This is a genomic window from Paenibacillus enshidis (assembly GCF_042136365.1).
GTDB classification, from domain to species: Bacteria; Bacillota; Bacilli; order Paenibacillales; family Paenibacillaceae; genus Paenibacillus; species Paenibacillus enshidis.
In genome coordinates this window covers 138591-154091 of sequence record NZ_JBHHMI010000001.1, presented here as the reverse complement: position 1 = coordinate 154091, position 15501 = coordinate 138591, and the positions used below count along the sequence as shown (strand labels likewise).

At 49.9% G+C, this 15501-nt stretch carries 10 protein-coding genes; 3 read left to right on the top strand and 7 right to left on the bottom strand.

Going from position 1 to position 15501, the window contains the following annotated elements; translation table 11 throughout:
- Positions 1 to 7: 7 nt before the first annotated feature.
- Together ACE41H_RS00660 and ACE41H_RS00655 are read right to left on the bottom strand one after the other, a co-directional pair.
- Positions 8 to 1513, bottom strand: coding sequence for a response regulator (locus ACE41H_RS00660; RefSeq protein WP_375352555.1), 1506 nt, complete (start codon positions 1511 to 1513; stop codon positions 8 to 10).
- Positions 1514 to 3295, bottom strand: a complete 1782-nt coding sequence (locus ACE41H_RS00655; RefSeq protein WP_375352554.1) for a sensor histidine kinase — start codon at positions 3293 to 3295, stop codon at positions 1514 to 1516.
- 330 nt (positions 3296 to 3625) lie between these two features.
- Here ACE41H_RS00655 and ACE41H_RS00650 point away from each other — a divergent pair, with 330 nt between their 5' ends.
- A complete protein-coding gene (locus ACE41H_RS00650; protein ID WP_375352553.1) occupies positions 3626 to 6376 on the top strand; it encodes an endo-beta-N-acetylglucosaminidase in 2751 nt (916 codons plus the stop codon).
- Between the two features lie 221 nt (positions 6377 to 6597).
- On the top strand, positions 6598 to 7086 hold the full coding sequence (locus tag ACE41H_RS00645) for an oxidoreductase (RefSeq protein ID WP_375352552.1): 489 nt from the start codon (positions 6598 to 6600) through the stop codon (positions 7084 to 7086).
- Between the two features lie 79 nt (positions 7087 to 7165).
- Here ACE41H_RS00645 and ACE41H_RS00640 read toward each other — a convergent pair whose 3' ends face one another.
- A complete protein-coding gene (locus ACE41H_RS00640; protein WP_375352551.1) occupies positions 7166 to 8566 on the bottom strand; it encodes a helix-turn-helix domain-containing protein in 1401 nt (466 codons plus the stop codon).
- A gap of 348 nt (positions 8567 to 8914) precedes the next feature.
- Here ACE41H_RS00640 and ACE41H_RS00635 point away from each other — a divergent pair, with 348 nt between their 5' ends.
- On the top strand, positions 8915 to 9373 hold the full coding sequence (locus ACE41H_RS00635) for an EVE domain-containing protein (protein WP_375352549.1): 459 nt from the start codon (positions 8915 to 8917) through the stop codon (positions 9371 to 9373).
- 72 nt (positions 9374 to 9445) lie between these two features.
- Here the strand turns inward: ACE41H_RS00635 and ACE41H_RS00630 are convergent, their stop codons facing one another.
- The 4 genes from ACE41H_RS00630 to ACE41H_RS00615 all read right to left on the bottom strand — a co-directional run bounded on the left by ACE41H_RS00630 (position 9446) and on the right by ACE41H_RS00615 (position 15479).
- Positions 9446 to 11899 (bottom strand): glycogen/starch/alpha-glucan phosphorylase, encoded by a 2454-nt coding sequence (locus ACE41H_RS00630; RefSeq protein ID WP_375352547.1) that lies wholly within the window; start codon positions 11897 to 11899, stop codon positions 9446 to 9448.
- 60 nt (positions 11900 to 11959) lie between these two features.
- On the bottom strand, positions 11960 to 13063 hold the full coding sequence (gene glgD, locus ACE41H_RS00625; protein WP_375352545.1) for a glucose-1-phosphate adenylyltransferase subunit GlgD: 1104 nt from the start codon (positions 13061 to 13063) through the stop codon (positions 11960 to 11962).
- A gap of 19 nt (positions 13064 to 13082) precedes the next feature.
- Positions 13083 to 14228 carry a glucose-1-phosphate adenylyltransferase gene (locus tag ACE41H_RS00620; protein WP_375352543.1) on the bottom strand — a complete coding sequence of 382 codons (1146 nt, stop codon included), beginning with the start codon at positions 14226 to 14228 and terminating at the stop codon, positions 13083 to 13085.
- Between the two features lie 453 nt (positions 14229 to 14681).
- A complete protein-coding gene (locus ACE41H_RS00615) occupies positions 14682 to 15479 on the bottom strand; it encodes a DUF3891 family protein (protein ID WP_375352542.1) in 798 nt (265 codons plus the stop codon).
- Between the last annotated feature and the right edge of the window lie 22 nt (positions 15480 to 15501).

The window sequence follows — 15501 nt, the reverse complement described above, 5'->3', positions numbered from 1 at the left end:
CACAGAGCTAACCCAGCGTTTTGAAGTCGGTAGGCGATATTCCCACATACTTGCGGAATTGCTTGTAAAAATAGCCTGTCTCCCAATAACCCACATTACGGGCGATCTCATGAACCTTGAGGCTGGTATTTTTCAACTGCTCCTTGGCCCGCTCAATACGGTATTTATTGATATACTCCGCGAAGGTCTCCCCTGTTTCCTTTTGGAACAATTGCCCCAGATATACCGGATGCAGATGATACTGCGCGCCCAGCAGCTTAAGGGACAATTCATCCGCATAGTGAGCGTGAATATGATTCAGCACCTGGCCGACCGTCGGATTTTTCATATCCTGCAGCAGGGACTGCACGGTCGCCGCCCCTACCTCCTGCACAGCCAGCACCAGCTCCTCCAACGTCGTACTGGACAGCACCCGCTGCAGCCCGGTCTGGAAGATGGCCGATTCATCCGTATGCTTAATCTGCTCCAGCTCCATCTTGAAGCGGATGACCAGCTCTAGCGCGGCATGCTGAAGTCCGGCAGGGGTCATTCCATCACTGTGCTGCGCAAAATCCGTCCGTACCCGCTTGGCAAGCCCCTCCTGATTTCGGGCCATCATCAGCTTTGCATAATCGGTCCACGACACCGTAAAAGCCGCAGACGGATCGCGGCCAGCTCCAAGCTGTTCGTAGTCAATCATTTTCAGCTCAGGATAGACCATGATATACTCCATCGCTTTCTTCGCTTCACGGTAGCTTGCCGGTGCACCTTCCAGTCCTTGCGCAATGCCCCCGATGCCGATCAGCAGCGACGGATACACCTCTGTAAGCTCCGCCGCGAGAGATGCAAGCCAGTCTTTAAAAGCATGAGCGCTCTCGTCTCGATCCGGCAGATTGGCAATCATCACGGTATCCCCGTGCACATCGTGAAAAAGAACGGGACAGGCCGCCTCCCTCGCCCGCTGCTCCACCGCTGCGAATAAGGGCATTTGCTCCGAATCCGCACGTATGGAGGCTACCCCGATATAAGGTCCATCCAGGGTAATGCCCATGAACTCGGCGCGCTCCTCGAATTCTCTGCATGCAATTTGTCCGGTTAACAGCCGATGCAGCGTATTATCCTTCAAAATCTGAATACCATAGGCATCAGTGGGTCTCATCTTGTCCAGATTGGTCACAATATTGCGCAGCGTGGCCTCCAGTTCCTCGATATTAATCGGCTTAAGCAGATAATTATCAATCCCGAGCTGCAGCCCTTGCTTCAGATAATCAAAATCATTGTACCCGCTAAGAATAATGACCTTCAGCTCAGGCTGCCTTTGTCTCATCTCACGTATTAATTGCAAACCGTCCAGCACCGGCATGGAAATGTCGGTAATCAGGATATCCGCAGGCTGGGACGACAGGCGCTCCAGCGCAAGCTGCCCGTTGCCCGCGTGGCCCACAATTTCCAGCCCGAAGGCGGCCCAGTCCACAATATCGTACAGCCCTTCAATGATGAATGGCTCGTCATCTACCATGAATACTTTATACATCTAAGCATCTGTCCTCTCTTCAACAGGATAGCGCACCTGAATCGTTGTTCCTTCATCCGGCTTGCTCTCTATGGTAATGCCGTAATCCGGCCCATAGAGAAATCGCAATCGGCTATGCACGCTGCGCAGTCCGAACATCCGCCCCGATTCCTCCTGGCACGCCAGCTCCTGACGGATTTCATCCAGACGATCAGCCGTTATTCCTTTGCCATTATCGCGCACTTCAATCATCAGCACGCCCCCCGCTTCCTTTACTTCAATCTCTAGCCTGTTGTCCGTGCGCTCGGTGCGGATACCGTGAATGACATAATTTTCGACAAGCGGCTGCAGCGACAGCTTAACGGCCGGGCAGGCATAAAACCTGGAATCCACCTTGATCTTATAAATAAAGATATCCTTATAGCGAATACGGAACAGCTCCAGATAGAGGCGGCAGGCCTCCAGCTCATCCTTCAGGGTATGGTTGCTTTTCTGCTGTACCTGGCTTTTGAATAAAACGGACAGACTGTAGATCATATCCCCGACGTCCCTCGCCCCCTGCGACACCGCCCTCATGCGGATGACCTCCAGCGTATTGTACAGAAAATGCGGATTAATCCGCGCCTGCAGCGCCACCAGCTCCGTCTCCTTCTGCCGGATCTCTGCTTTGTACACACGATCTATATAATGATTCATTTCCACGAGCATATCGTTGAAGCTGCTTGCAATCTGCCCCAGCTCGTCCTCACGTGTATCATGGATACGGGCGGTCAGATCGCCTTTCTTCACCTTATGCATGAACCGGATAATTCTGCGTGTCCGTTTGGCAAAATTCATAATGAAAAACGCCGGTACCAGGATGGCAAACAAAAGGCACAGAAGGCTGAGCAGCAGAATCGTATTACGAATGCCCGCATAGGCCTCAGCAATTTCGCTTGCCGGGACGGCCCCAATCACGACATAACCCTCATCAGCAGCAATTAACTGATTCACATACCTCTCCTGCACCTTGTTCACCACACCCGCTCCCGTGCTGTCAAACAAGGCATTCTCCACATTCACATAAGGATAACTGCGCCCGTAATATTGTCCGCTGGAGTCGAAGAGCACCGTGCCTTTCGCGGATAACACAACGATATCTCCCTTGAGACTGTTCTTGTAGTTCGCCAGCGCTTGGCCGATCGACTGCGAATCGAGGAATACCATGAACTGCCCGACATTTTTGAGCGTCTGCTTATTGTTGATCGGTACACGAATCGCATAGAGCGCAGGGTCCCATTCATCAATGGTTTTACGAACCCAGTAGTTTGGCGCGCTAATATTGGGTGTCTCCATCGCCATCACGTCAGGCACAAAAGAATGGGCAGCATTCTCATGCCGCTGCTTGAATTCCATATTCCGGCTGAAGTTCGACAAATATTGCTGCTCCGCACTGTACAACAGCACATGGCGGATATTCGCATGTTCTTCCACCAGGTTCTGAAAATGTGTCTGTGTATCCGTGGAATAATCATCCCTGTTCGTGTAGAAGCCTTCCGTCAGGTGCTGCACATAATCGGCATAAGCATGCTCCATGAAATAGGAGGTATTCGCCGACAGCGCCTCATTCCGGTGCAGATCGCTCACCATATCCTGCACGGCCTCATACTGCTGGCGGATATAGCGGTCCACGCTCTCCATAGCGGCTTTTTGCACTTCAAGCTCACGCCGGATCGTTGCATCCGCAATCGATCTAAAGACGATATAGGACAGCGTGATGATTGTAATAATAGAGATGAACGAAAAAATGAACAGCATTCTCATGAACATGTTATTTTTTATATAATCGTTGAAAACGTTCGCAATTTTAAAAATACGACTCTACCTCCCAGCCGCCGAGCTCTCTGTACGTCTGCTGCTTGCAGAAGACACATAAGCTCATGTGACTTTGTTGTACCTCTTTCCTGTGTTACTCAAAAGTATATCATCCTGCCTCTCACATGAATCTCCCACTTCCATATTTTCTTTAGTTTGCACCTGAAATCTTTAATTTGACCCTATTTGAAATGGCTTTCTTCCAGTATGTTATCCATAAGCTTTCGTGCAATTGAAAGCGAATACATAAATACCATTCCATTATGAAGGAGGAACTGCATGACACGCAAAAAGTTAACCAACAAGCGTATGCCCAAAATGACGGCCCTTGCCCTGTCGGCCGCGCTGCTGAGCCAGCTCTCTGCCGCACCGGTTCTCGCCGGAGATACGCTGCCCTATGAGGGCATCAGCGCCAAGGGAGAAAATCAGCCCTATCAGCATGGTTATACCAGTGCCCAGATTATGGATTGGACCCCGGAAAGTGATATCTACGGCGAATTGCTGCGGGCACGTGTGCCGCTGCAGCCGCGTAATGTTCCATTCGCCCCTACCCAGGCCTCCCCTGAGCTGAGCCCGGACACACAGATGTTCACCATGAGCGGGGATTATGGCAACGCATTTTTCGACAGTACCCCGTACACCAATAAATTCGCCCAGTATCTGTACAATTATTGGCAATATACCGACTACTACGGCTATTGGCACGGGATGGCGTCCGCAGGGGTGCCAGAGGAGCTGTATGATGCGAAAAAGGACTGGACCGAGCGTTACTTCGAGTTTGGCATCCTGAACATTCCCAATCCCGCTTACACGAACGCTGCTCACAAAAACGGCGTGCTCTCCATCGCCAACATCTTTTTCTCAGACAATGACCGCGGACCACAGACCTACAAGCAAATGCTCGTGCAGGATAAGAACGGGGAGTTCCCTGTAGCCAAAAAGCTGGTGGAAATGGCCGAGTATTACGGTTATGACGGATACTTTTTTAACCAGGAAGAGGTCGCCAAGGGCGTAGCTCCAGCGGATATTGCCACCTACAAAAAATTCATGAAATACCTGAGAGATCAGGGGATGTATGTGCAATGGTATGATTCTACAGTAGATGGGACCGGAAAGATTGCGTATCAGAATGAGTTTAACTCCGCGAACAGCCCATTTGTGAAGGATGCCCAGTTAGGGCGGGTGTCGGATTCGATTTTCCTGAACTACTGGTGGAACAATAATATGCTGGCCAAATCCCGCTCCCATGCCGAAAGCCTGGGACTGGATCCGCTGGAGACCGTCTTCGCCGGTGTCGAAGGCGGGAACGACAGCTTCGGACGCTGGAAGCAGAAATACGACCTGCGCTGGAACCTGGATGAGAACGGCCAGCCGATGAACAGCATTGCTACGCTGGGCGCAGACTTCACCCACAACGGGCTGGATGAAGATATGGGCAATTCGAGCGCCAATCACCGTGCAGACAGCGAATATCAGTGGATGACCTTCGTTCGTGACCGGGCATGGTGGTCAGGACCAAATCAGGACCCGAGCGAGGCACGCCGAAACGCAAATGCCAACCTGTCCGATGTATACGCATCTGGCGCGAATTGGGACGGCATTGCCGCCTACATCGCCGAACGCTCTGTCATTCGGGGCGGCAATTTCTTCACCAGCTTTAACACCGGGCATGGCCTGGACTATGTCAAAAACGGCGTTGTATCCAGTGACCAAGAATGGTCCAATATCAACATTCAGGACATTCCGGTGACCTGGCAATGGTGGCTCGACACCACAGGGGAACCGCTTGATGTGGACTTCGACTATGGTCCGAAATACGAGAAAGGTCCGCGTTATGATTACAAGTCCATCGGTGCTTATAACGGCGGCAGCTCCCTTGTGGTGAACGGGAAGCTGGATGCCGACAACTTCCTGCGCCTGTTCAAGACGGATTTAACGGTCAATGAGCGCTCCAAGGCAACTTTGACTTACAATAAACCAACAGCTGCGGACTCTTCTTCCCTAAGCCTGGGACTGATCTTTACGGATGCGCCGGATGAAGTAGTTAAGGTAGAGGTGCCTGATTCCGGTCAAAAGACGGACGGCTGGAAGACCGTGTCCCTGGACCTCAGCCGTTATGCAGGCAAAACCATCGCCGCGCTCGGTCTGTCATTTAATAACAACGACAGCACCATCAATACGTATCAGATGAATATCGGTGAGCTGCGTATCACGGACGGTTCCGCAGCTACACCTGAAGCTCCGGCCAACTTCCGGATCGTTAAAGCTTTGACAAACACTGACGAAATGGTGGTCGCATGGGATATCGGGGATTATGACAAAGTGAAGCAATACAATCTGTATGAAAACGGTGCTTACGTCGGCGGTATCTACGATTCCACGTACTATATCAAATCCCTGAAGCATCAGCGCGGGGAACTGAGCATCACGGCTGTAGGAGCAGACGGCACAGAAAGCGAGCCAGCTACGCTGCCTTACGATCTGACGGCCGGGGTGAAGGACGTGGAGGTCGCATTTGATGTGTACGGAAATGCGTCCGTCACATGGCAGAATCCAGCCGGAGCGGCCGGACCAGTCGAGTTGACATTGGAGACCGAATATACGAACGAGCCGTTCACCACCAGCGTTCAAGCAGACGCCGGTGAACAACAGGCCGTAATCACCGGTCTGCCGAAGAACGGGCAGCATTACGTCCTGAATCTCTCCAGCGACGGCCAGGCTCCGGTCACCATAACGGGGCAACTTGCAGACCTGGAGATTGCTCCTTATGCCAAGGAGTTGGTCACCGTAACAGGCAAAACCTATACGCTGGCTCTGCCTGCTCTGACAGACTGGCATCGTCTCTATGTGTATGAGAATGACGTACCGAGGGAATTCGGAGTTACCTACACCAGCAAGAAGTTTCCGTATATTGTGCGAGGCAGAACGAAGCTCAGCGAGCTCACCTTCACACCTGCGTCCACGACCAGCTCCCTGAAGCTTGTCATTGAGGACTATGCCGGGAACCGGGCGACTACGACTCTGAGATAGCTTGCCATAGGCTACAGAAGAATCAAGCTTTGGATACACAGTAGCGGAAAATGAACCGCTGCCGCTACGAATACAGCAGAATAATGCGGCCTTGGTCTGGAATCCACTCAGACCAAGGCCGTTAATTTTTCTCCGTAAAACATACGTAGATCCATTTATTTTTTTATCTATTACGGACCAATAGGTCCTTAATAAAATTATACAGAAATGAGGAATAGAAAATGAATCAAAAATACGAACCATTGTTCACATCGTTTCAACTGCCTTCAGGTGTGCAATTGAAGAACCGGGTGCTTATGGCGCCCATGACCATTGTGGCATCCGGCCCAAATGGAGAAGTGACGGATGCAGAATTGGCTTATTATAAAGCACGTGCTCAGGGAGTTGGCGCCGTCATTACCGCCAGTGCACTGGTGTCACCAAACGGGAAACTGACGGATTACGGGTTCGCTCTCGATAACGATGCGCTGCAGCCCGGATTGAAAAAGCTAGCGGCTGTTATTCAGGAAAATGGCGCCAAAGCGATTGTGCAGCTTTATCATGGCGGCCGCTTGAGCAAACCGTCCCTTGTCCCGAGCGGTCATGCGTTGAGCGCCAGTCCGGTTGCGGCAGAGCGCGAGGGTACAGCTGTTCCAAAGGAAATGACCGACACGGAAATTGAAACAGTCATCCAGCTACAGGAACTGGCCTTTCTAATGTACTTTACGTAGACTCTTTTATGCTCCACCGTGGCTTTCAAATGGTTTGTAAATCGTTCCCGAACCTGGCACATCGTAAACCAGTATAAGGCTAACGACTACTATAAACAAAGCGATTATTTTTTTCATTTTGGTACACCTCACTAAAAAGGATTTGGTATACTGCCTGTGTTTCGGAAGCCGCGTACCCTCTAAAACTTTCAAACAGACTAACACATTTTATAATAATGGACTCGTTATTAATGATAAACGACCTTTGTAAACTATCCAATAAATATTTAAACCCAACCTTATACTCGCCTTTTTGCAAGTAATAATCCGACAATTCATTCAGTAATCGTGAATAGCGTTCTGCTTTGAATCTCTTATCGTAGATTATTGTCCCCTCTAGTTGTTCGCCCAGAGACTTGATTTCCGGATCAAAGCGAGAAAGGATATCATCAATATTCGCTTTATAAGTGTTAGCTACCTCGACAATATTCAATAATGCTAAAAGAATCTCATCCTTATTTATTTCAAAGTAATTTACATAATCGTTAAGTACGCTGAGATCTCCCGAAAATAATTTAGCTACAAAGAAATTTGCTTTTGCCCACCCTTGAAATTGTCCCTTCCAATGATCGGTGTCTGCGTCGTACTCTTTTACCCAACTTAAATCAGCATATCTTGAAGCAAACTCCAAGGCTTGCTCATATCTCCCCCGTTCTTCGCAAACAGTGCCACGAAGCAAATCACTATAAGAAACATACACAAACAGCGGTCTGCTCAGTTTAGAATACGGGTCTTCCCCACTACGTTTTTGCCGCCCCTCTGCAAAGTAATGCCTTCTTGCCCTGAACCCCATCATTTCGGCAAACTTGTCCACTTTGTCCCACTTACGCAGGGAACGGTAGACATTCGCCATATCCTTAAGCGCATCCAGTTGCAGCACCTCATCCAATCGTTCTATGTATGGCTCGAATTGGGCTGCTACCTCCAGGTTTTGAGCCTGATCATCGCCTAATCTGATCGTAAATAAACGATACTGGCAGAGAGCAAGGCGCTCGGAATGCTGGGAATGCTCTGTTACGGCCACACCTTCATATAAAATGGCGGCCGCCTCCTTTTTTCCTGCCTGCAGCAGTTCTTCCGCCGTATCAAACAGCACGGGACAGTACACGATATTGTCCAGCAGCCAACTTGTGGCCTGTTGAATGCAATCCAGCTTGTTCAATTCGGCACATCTGAAAATAAAAGGTCTGAGCCGTCTCCAATTCGGCTGAGTCACGGCCATGTTATCTTGTATGTATAGATTGTAATAATGGCCTTCCGGGAGTCCCATCAGTTCGGTGATCCGGTCAAGCTGATTCACCGCCATCGTCCTCCCGCCAGTGATGATCGAGCTAAGACTTCCTACATTGATTCCGGTCTTGCGCCCCAAATCACTGAGCGTCAGCTCTTTACGTTCCATAAACTTTTCAACTTCTGAGCGTATCGTGGTTGTCTTGTCCAAATTAACCACCCCTCAATAGATTGACATTCTTCACATTAACTAAAGTCAATCAAATGATCTAGGAAACCTGTTGTAAACAAACCTAGAATTTTATTCCTATCTGCATCAGTATACTACTTTCTGGTTCGTATGTATATATTTTTCTAGCTTTTTTCAGATGAAAATTTGCCTAAAATATCGCAATTAAGTCACACTCTTTTTAAGAGGATAAGCTGAACCGAATTATTCGGAAATTACGAGACCATTACGGAATATTGGACATCATCTGATGAAACACTACTGACATAATGCTGTCAGTAGTGTTTTTGTATAGTTGAGTTAGATCAAACGAAAGGAGGGTATAAGAAGATGACTGGTACCACACCTGAATTCGTGATCAATGAGAGCAATCGTTTTTGGATCGGGGTCGTCTCTGCATCCCACACTAGCCTTGCGGTTGAAGAAGGGATCGCACAGACTTGCAGCGGAAAAGCCGGACCACTCGGAAGAATGCGATCAGGGGATTGGCTGATCTACTACTCCCCACGAACAGATAAGAAGAGTGGAGAAGTCTTGCAAGCATTCACGGCTATCGGCCGGGTCGCTGACGATATCGTCTATCCATTTAAAATAAACGATGATTTTATTCCACATCGTCGGAATATGCGGTATCTGCCTTGCCGGTCCGTAAAAATCGCCGATCTGTTGGACAAGCTGACGTTCACCAAAGGGAGACGCAACTGGGGATACTCATTTCGCTTCGGGCAATTTGAAATCAATCGTGAAGATTTTATGACAATAGCGAATGAGATGCTGAAGGTTAGCTAAGATTGGGCATTTCGTCCATCGAAAAAAACTGCATTCCCAATCCTCTGGGGATGCAGTTTTTTCAGCCATATCTTAATACACCTGTCTGCTCGAAATGTCCTCATTCAGAGGACGGATTCGCCAGATTTCGTTCGCATACTGCCGGATGGTACAGTCGCTTGCGAATTTCCCGGCATGCGCCATGTTCACGATCGCCCGCCCGGTCCAGTCCGACGGATTGCGGTAGACCTGATCAATTTGGGCCTGTGTATCCGCATAAGCCGCAAAATCCTCCAGCACAAAATATTCGTCATTATGGTCGATCAACGAGCGGTAGACGGCTTCAAATTCCCATTCATGGCTCGTAAAAGGACCTGTCTGGATCATCTGCATCAGCAGTCTGTGCAAGCGCTCATCCTCTTCGCTCTTGCGGCGTGCGGAATAACCGCCCGTACGGTAATACTCCAGCACCTGTTCCACACTCAGACCGAAGATGAGCATATTCCGGTCTCCCACCATTTCATGCATTTCAACATTGGCGCCATCCATCGTGCCGATTGTTAATGCCCCGTTCATCATAAATTTCATATTTCCCGTGCCAGAGGCTTCCTTGCCGGCAGTGGAAATCTGTTCGCTGACGTCAGCGGCGGGGATAATAAGCTCAGCCAGCGATACAGAGTAATTTTCCAGAAAAACGACCTTTATTCGATCTCTCACCTGCGGATCATGGTTGACCGCGCCAGCCACATTGTTAATCAGCTTGATAATCTGCTTCGCCAAATAATAACCCGGAGCAGCTTTGGCTCCAAAAATGAAAGTGCGCGGAGTCATGTCCTTGGCCGGATTATCTTTAAGCTCATTGTACAAGTGCATGATATGCATAATGTTAAGAAGCTGCCGTTTATAGCCATGAAGCCGCTTGACCTGCACGTCAAAAATGGATAAGGGATCGATGGATATCCCCTGTTTGCTCAAAATATACCCTGAAAGCTTCCGCTTGTTGTCCTGCTTGATATCCTGAACCCGCTGCTGAAAGGAAGAATCCTGCCTATACGGCAGCAGCCCGGTTAATTTACGCGGATCGCGGACCCATTCTTCGCCAAGCGTTTCTTTGTACAGCTCCGCCAGCTCCGGATTGGCATGCATCAGCCAGCGCCTGTGCGTAATGCCGTTCGTCTTGTTGTTGAAGCGATCCGGGTACAGTTCGTGAAACGCCTTCATCTCGCGCTGCTTTAATATTTCCGTATGAAGCGCTGCCACGCCGTTTATACTGTAGCTGCCCACAATGGCCAGATTGGCCATGCGGATCTGGTCCCCATAGATGATCGCCATCTCCGCCATCCGCCGTTCATCGCCCGGATATCGCTCAAGCAGCATAGCGCAAAATCGCTTGTTGATCTCCTCGATGATCATATATACACGCGGCAACAGCTCACGGACCATGGGAACCGGCCATTTCTCCAGCGCTTCGCTGAGAATCGTATGGTTGGTATAGGATACGGTTCTGCTTGTAATATCCCAGGCCTCATCCCACCCCATGCCTTTTACATCGATCAGGATACGCATCAATTCCGGAATGACGAGCGTCGGATGTGTATCATTGATATGAATGGCGACTTTGGCGGGCAATTGGTCATAGGCAAGCCGCTGTTTGTCATAGGTGCGCAGGATGCTCTGCAGACCGGCTGAGCAAAGAAAGTACTGCTGCTTCAAACGCAGCCGCTTGCCCTCTTCATTCGAGTCATCCGGATACAGGAATTCCGAGATCGACTCAATGGACCTGCTGAACTCCAAATATTTATAATAGCCCTCCCCGCTCGGAAAATAGCCAGTCAGCGGGTCCAAAGCCGACTCGGCGCTCCAGATCCGCAGCGTATTGACATTGCCTCCCCTGTAGCCGATCAACGGAATATCATACGGGACTGCCCAGATTTTCTCGGCGTTTTTCGTTTCGAAAATAAGGCGGCCGTTTTCCTCACGGCTTTCCACCCTGCCCCAGAAGAAAACCTCGACCCTCTTCTCAGGGCGGCGGACTTCCCATACATTGCCCTTCTGCAGCCAATCATCCGGCAGCTCCACCTGATTGCCGTCCACAATCCGCTGTTCGAAGAGGCCATATTTATAGCGGATGCCACAGCCGTGTCCCGCATAGCCGAGCGAAGCCAGCGAATCCATAAAGCAGGCGGCCAGCCGCCCGAGACCGCCATTGCCAAGGCCCGCGTCCGATTCCTGCCCTTCGATCGCTTCGAGCTCCCAGCCCAGTTCGCCCAGCCCTTCCCGGACCATGTTCAAAATGCCGAGATTCAGCAGATTATTTCCAAGCAGCCGACCCATCAGAAACTCCAGCGAGAAATAATAGACATGCTTCTCGCCACGCTCCTTATATGCCAAATTCGTTCTGGCCCAGTTTTTGCCGACATATTCCCTGATCATATTGCCCAATATTTTGTACACGTCATCGGCCTTGGCTTCCGCCAGCGGGATTCCCAGACGTCTGACAAGATGCAGCCGAAATGCTTTCTTGAATTCTTCCTTATTGCTGAACAAAGGTGAGTACCTCCTGATCATCAGCCGATTCTCGTGCAGCACATCAGCCAGTGTATTAAATTACATCTTGGTATTTTTGGCGATAACATAGGGACTTTTGACACTGCCGATCAAAGTGGTGTCCTCGGATAATTTGACATCCTTATCCAGAATGACATTCTCGATGACAGTCCCTTCACGAATGACGCATTTTTGCATAATAATCGAATTGCTGATCCGCGCTCCTTTTTGGACCTGTACCCCTCTGAAAATGACGCTGTTCTCCACCCTTCCACCGATGATGCAGCCGTTGGCAACCAAACAATTTTCGATTTCAGCCCCGTCCAGGTATCTGGTGGGGGCCTCATACTTGATTTTGGTATGTGCCGGCCTGCTCTGAAATAACGCCTGGTATTGCTTTTGATCCAGCAGCCCCATACTGTGCTTGAAATAGCTCTCCACTGAATTGATCAAAGCATGATACCCGTCATAACGATAAGCATAAATATGAAGCCGGTCCGGATTGCGCTGGACAGCGTCACGAAAAAAGTTGCTGTCACCGTGCGCGATGCAGCGCTCTGCCTCCTGCAAATACAGCTTTTTATCCATAATGAATATTTCCATGTATATATTATGATGGCCCTGTTCCTGATGAATCCCCGTCACTCTTCCGTCCTCGTTCACCTCCAGACGGGTGCAGGCCGCATATTCCGGTTCAAGCTGCTTCACCTGCCGGTATACGAGCGTAACGTCAGCCCCTTTCTCTCTATGAAACCGATAAGCATCGCCGATATCGACTTTGTTGATATGCTGCGTACCCGAATGGAAGATGGCCTCTCCTGCGGCACGTTTAAAGAAGTCCAGATTATTATGCACATGTTGTAAATCCCCTTTGGACGTATCTGTCGGATCATTCCAGTCCGGAGGGAGCACAAACAGGCCGCCGCGTTTGCGGTCCAGGTCCCACGGGCGCCCATCCCCCAAATGATCCAGCAAGGAACGGTACTTCCTGCGGATGAAGAGGGCCGTATCCAAAATACCCGCATACATCATATTGGACAGTGTGAAGTCGATGATCCGGTAACGGCCCGCAAAGGGAACGGCCGCTCCACAACGAAAGTAGGTCAGCTCCTTCAGATGATCCAGCTCATTGTCCAGATTTATAACGCCGATCAGTCGATTCATGTTTTCACCGTCCTGTTCCTCAATAATTTTGCGCAGTCTGTACTTCAATGTCGCGGCCTATCAGCACAATCTCCCCCGAATCACCGCCGATCACGGCATGATCTTCAATCACCACATTCTCGCTTACAATCGCGCGATGAATGCGGACATGGCGTCCGATTTTCACACCAGGCATAATAACGGAATCCGATATATGACTGCCCTCTCCGACTTCCACCCCGTAGAAGAGAACCGAATGCTCGACTCTGCCGCTGATTACACAGCCTTCATTGATGATGCAATTATTGAGAACGGCTTTGGGTGAGACATATTGGGCAGGCTGATTCGGGCTTCTGGTAAATATGCGCCAATCCGGATCGTTCAGATTCAATGGAGGGTCTTGGGCGAGCAGGTCCATGTTGGCTTCCCACAGGCTTTGAATGGTGCCTACATCCTTCCAGTATCCCTGAAACGGGTAGGCGTACAATGTTTTGGCATGACTGAGCATGAGCGGTATGATATCCTTGCCGAAATCATGCGAGCTGTCGAGGTTTTGCGAGGCTGTGATCAAATACTCCCTGAGCACACTCCATTTAAACAAGTAAATGCCCATGGAGGCAAGCGTGCTTTTCGGCTGCTGCGGTTTTTCTTCAAATTCGTAAATTTGGAGGCTTTCATCCGTATTCAGTATTCCGAAGCGTCTGGCCTCTTCAATGGTGACATCAATGACGGAAATCGTGCAGTCGGCGTTCTTCTCTTTGTGGAAACTCAGCATGGCCGCATAATTCATTTTATAGATATGGTCGCCGGAGAGAATGAGCACATGCTCGGGGTTAAACTGTTCAATAAATTTGAGATTCCGGAAGATCGCATCGGCCGTGCCTCTGTACCAGCTGTTGCCGTCTTCCCTCTCATGAGGAGGCAGCACATAGACCCCGCCGTTTCTGCGGTCCAGATCCCAATCACTCCCCACACCGATATAGGAATGAAGAACAAGCGGCTCGTATTGTGTCAGCACACCGACCGTATCGATACCGGAATGGGCGCAATTGCTGAGGGGGAAGTCGATAATTCTATAAGTTCCGCCAAAATAGACTGCAGGCTTGGCAAGGGTTCTCGTTAATCCTTTCAACCGTTTGCCCTGCCCGCCCGCGAGCAGCATAGCCAGCACTTCTTTACTCTGCATGAAAATTCCTCCTTAACAGTGCGAAAATGCGAACCATTTTGCAGCTTTGGATACGAACATCTATGCAACAACATATTCAATCGGTCTGGCATCAATACTTGGGAGATAAAGAGCTGATCATGTGCTGAAGGTACTGGCCAATCAGGAGAAATTTGTGGACAAGCCGTATGAATGTAGTATGTAAGCATTGTGAAATTGTTAAGAAACTCAATAAGTTCAGACTTTCGAGAAAGGGTGCACAGTGAGTATAACAGGGAAGATAAAACTATAAAGATAGGAGGGATTTAAAAAATCGTTCATTACACTGCTGCCCAGTCCCCCTGTCTTGGTTCAGGGGGGACTGAGGTATGCAGAGATGCAGCTTCACCTTGATGTCCCCTTTGAATATGTATTCTCAGGAGATTATATCGGCTTAAATCCAAATGCTTTGAATGGATAAAATTATCCATTTTCTTAATAAAGCGGCCGTTCTCCAGATAATCTCTCAATAGAAAGAGTACGCTGCTGCACTGGAGCTAGCCGGTAAGCCTCCGCAAGACCTTGCTCCCGGATGCTCCGCTTCGGCACAGTCCGGTATAACTGCGTCACCTGGGCATTGTGCTCCAGCGGACTGAAGGAGAGGCCAACGCTAATCTTCGATGTCCATTCGGCACGGATCATTCCGTGCCCGAGGCCTGCCGTACTCAGACCGTCATCAAACCATTCATACTGTGAGGCTGGCGTACCGGGAGGCTGCATGCAGATGAACAAGCTCAGCTCATCGCAGAACATTAGTCTTTGCAGATCGGACTGCAACCGGTCATGCCAGGCATCGATGCCGCCAAGCGAATGATAGAGACGAGCTCTTCTTTGTTCTTCATCCGCAAGATATTCGTTGATGACCTGCATATCCCCAGCGTGCTCGCCCCGGCTGCGCTCCACCAGCTGGCTGTACATGCTGCTGCACAGCAATGCGGCATAGGGGTGCACCTTCTCCACTTCATCAATGCCCAATTTGTAAAACACAAAACGCGGACTCAGCGGAAAATCCTTGAACGTATACGGAGCCGCTGCATGATCGTTCCAGAACGGGGCGGCATCCAGCCGAATCCAGCCCTGGTCATGCTGAAAGGCCGCATACACCAGTTCCTCCCTGCTGTCCGGAAAGCCGAGATGCTCCTCCTTCCAGCTGGAGGCCAGCTCACCTGCAATGCGGCCATGGTCATGCTGTGCAGTCATGACAAAGGCATCTTCCGTTTCGAATACAATCATATCAGCACCTCCTGTCATGATA

Bases quoted from the DNA above. Each gene is read 5' to 3' on its own strand.
- ACE41H_RS00660 (WP_375352555.1), bottom strand. From the start codon at position 1,513: ATGTATAAAGTATTCATGGTAGATGACGAGCCATTCATCATTGAAGGG.
- ACE41H_RS00655 (WP_375352554.1), bottom strand. From the start codon at position 3,295: ATGAGAATGCTGTTCATTTTTTCGTTCATCTCTATTATTACAATCATC.
- ACE41H_RS00650 (WP_375352553.1), top strand. From the start codon at position 3,626: ATGACACGCAAAAAGTTAACCAACAAGCGTATGCCCAAAATGACGGCC.
- ACE41H_RS00645 (WP_375352552.1), top strand. From the start codon at position 6,598: ATGAATCAAAAATACGAACCATTGTTCACATCGTTTCAACTGCCTTCA.
- ACE41H_RS00635 (WP_375352549.1), top strand. From the start codon at position 8,915: ATGACTGGTACCACACCTGAATTCGTGATCAATGAGAGCAATCGTTTT.
- glgD (WP_375352545.1), bottom strand. From the start codon at position 13,063: ATGAATCGACTGATCGGCGTTATAAATCTGGACAATGAGCTGGATCAT.
- ACE41H_RS00620 (WP_375352543.1), bottom strand. From the start codon at position 14,228: ATGCAGAGTAAAGAAGTGCTGGCTATGCTGCTCGCGGGCGGGCAGGGC.
- ACE41H_RS00615 (WP_375352542.1), bottom strand. From the start codon at position 15,479: ATGATTGTATTCGAAACGGAAGATGCCTTTGTCATGACTGCACAGCAT.